The following is a 2,188-nucleotide window of genomic DNA, read 5'->3' as shown; positions in this document are numbered from 1 at the left end:
GAGATAGGATGGCCAGCCGGCCCTCGTCCGGCGAATGACGACGTCAAAGTCGCGGCCCAGGCGCGCCGGCTCTTCCGAACTTGTGAAGATCTGCGGCGCGATGTCAGGGTGCTTGCGGATGAAGCTCGGCAGTTGTGGAATGAGCCACCGCGCCGCGAAACTTGCCCGGACGTTAATGCGTAGGCTTGACATGGGAGCGAGGCGAGCGACCGCGGCGGCCGTTGCTGCGATGCGTTCAAGCCCGGGTGCGAACCCTGCGAAAAGCTGCCGTCCAACGGGGGTCAGGCTTACCTGGCGGGTTTCTCTGACGAAGAGCTGTACGGCGAGATGCTCTTCAAGAAGCTTGATCTGTCGGCTGACAGCCCCATGAGTGACGCCCAATTCGGCCGCCGCGAGCGTAAAGCTCGCATGTCTGGCCGCGGCTACGAAGGCGCGCACCGCATTTAAAGGAGGGAGACGGACGTTCGTCATGCGTGAGTTTCCATCACGCATACATCTCAGATTAACTCGGTTGTTGCCATCGCTTTCTCGGACTATTCGCGTTGAAGCGCGTTTGATTTCTTCACCGAAGCTACTGATCAGTATGCCCAAAGCGGAATACCATGGCTGAAAAAATCGAACTGATCCTGTTCGACATGGACAACGTCCTGTGCGCCTACGACAGGCATGCGCGTGCCGCGCGCTTGGCCGAAATCTCCGGCAACACGGCGGAGAACATCTATCAAGCCATATGGGAAAGCGGGTTCGAGCGATTGGGCGACGACGGCACACTCTCGCGTCGGGAGTATCTTAGCGCTTTCGGAGAGCGGATCGGCCATCCTCTGAGCCTTGCTGAATGGCTCGACGCCCGTCGAACGTCAATGACGCCGGATCACGCGATGCTCGGGGTCGTCAGTCACTTGCGCAGGTCCATCGATGCAGCTGTTCTCACGAACAACACTGAGCTGGTCGTGGATCACATCGATCTTCTTTCTCCAGAACTCCGACCGCTATTTGGTTCACGACTGTACGCGTCGGCTCGATTTCGTGCGGCGAAGCCTGAAGTCGCCTGCTATCGACGATGCCTAGCCGAGTTGGGCGTAAGACCGGAAGCCGTCCTGTTCATCGACGATCTCGCCGAAAACGTAGCGGGGGCGCGCGAGGCCGGTCTGCATGGCCATCATTTTACATCTGTCGGGGGATTCCAGGCAGAGTTGAAGCGCTATGGGCTTCTTTTTCCGGGGGTTGATTGATGCTCTTGCGGCAATGTTGGGCCATGTCCACGGAGGAGGCGCTAGATCTGATCGACTCAGATCCTTGGGCCTTGCTGATGTGCAACGGCAAGGAGGCGCCCCTTGTCACGGCAATTCCCCTGTTGCTGGATCGAAGTCGCGGCAAACTAGGGACCTTGGTGGGTCACATCGCACGGGCCAATCCACAGGCTTCGGCGATCAACAACGGTCTGCGCGTGCTGACTTTATTTCAGGGACCACGCGCTTACGTGAGTCCAAGCTGGTATCCGGCTCGCGACATGGCGCCCACGATGTATCACGTCATGGTGGAAGCCGAAGGCGACATCTCGTTGCAAGACCAGGAAACCGCGCGGCAATGGATCGATCTGCTGACGAGGCGCTATGAAACCGGGCGTTCCGAACAATGGACCATGGGTGAGCTGCCTGAAGACGGTATCGCCCGGCGGATGACCATGATTGTCGGTTTTGAGGTGACGATTACGACGATAAGAGGCAAAGCCAAGCTCGGCCAGGACGAACCGCGAAATGATGCTCTATCTGTCGCGTCGAATCTCGATGCCTCGGGGATGCGCAGTGACCAGCAGCTGGCTGCTTGGATCAGGAAAAAAGACAGTGGCGAGGGCAGGGGCCATCATCATTTCATCGAGGGCCTCGTTGCCGACGTCGAGGGCAACAAGGTCCGGCTCTCAGCCAAGGCGGCGGTCGCCGTGACGATGGAAGAGGAAAAGTAGCGGCCCCTCGGCAGGTTCCGTTTTCGTTCCCTATTCGCGTCCCAACACCTTCCGGTAGCCTCCGCACCCGTCGCGTATTGTAAGGTGCAGGAATGGCGGAGCCTTCTCGGCCACGCCGCTCGCAAGGGATCGCCGGGACATGGCCTGTATCGCGGTCGCGGCCGCCGCCAATGGCAGCGTGCCGCTCCTGGTGCTCGGCCTTGCCATCAGCGTGCCGCTGATTGT

At 59.6% G+C, this 2,188-nt stretch carries 4 protein-coding genes; 2 read left to right on the top strand and 2 right to left on the bottom strand.

Annotated elements, in window-relative coordinates; translation table 11 throughout:
• The coding region (locus tag Q2941_RS51400; protein ID WP_458197516.1) for a LysR family transcriptional regulator at positions 1-471 on the bottom strand (471 nt) is incomplete at its 3' end.
• Positions 472-602: 131 nt separating this feature from the next.
• On the opposite strand from Q2941_RS51400, the gene Q2941_RS51395 reads away from it, so the two are divergent.
• A complete protein-coding gene (locus tag Q2941_RS51395) occupies positions 603-1,232 on the top strand; it encodes an HAD family hydrolase (RefSeq protein WP_458197515.1) in 630 nt (209 codons plus the stop codon).
• Entirely contained in the window at positions 1,232-1,963 is a 732-nt protein-coding gene (locus Q2941_RS51390; RefSeq protein ID WP_458197514.1) for an FMN-binding negative transcriptional regulator, read from the top strand. The genes Q2941_RS51395 and Q2941_RS51390 overlap by 1 nt, the downstream gene beginning before the upstream one ends.
• A 30-nt stretch (positions 1,964-1,993) precedes the next feature.
• On the opposite strand, the gene Q2941_RS51385 is transcribed toward Q2941_RS51390, so the two are convergent.
• The coding region (locus Q2941_RS51385; protein WP_458197513.1) for a hypothetical protein at positions 1,994-2,188 on the bottom strand (195 nt) is incomplete at its 5' end.

This window comes from Bradyrhizobium sp. UFLA05-153 (genome assembly GCF_054185185.1).
Note: the sequence above shows the minus strand (reverse complement) of the source record. Positions and strands in the feature narration are given on the sequence as shown.

Bases quoted from the DNA above. Each gene is read 5' to 3' on its own strand.
- Q2941_RS51390 (WP_458197514.1), top strand. From the start codon at position 1,232: ATGCTCTTGCGGCAATGTTGGGCCATGTCCACGGAGGAGGCGCTAGAT.
- Q2941_RS51395 (WP_458197515.1), top strand. From the start codon at position 603: ATGGCTGAAAAAATCGAACTGATCCTGTTCGACATGGACAACGTCCTG.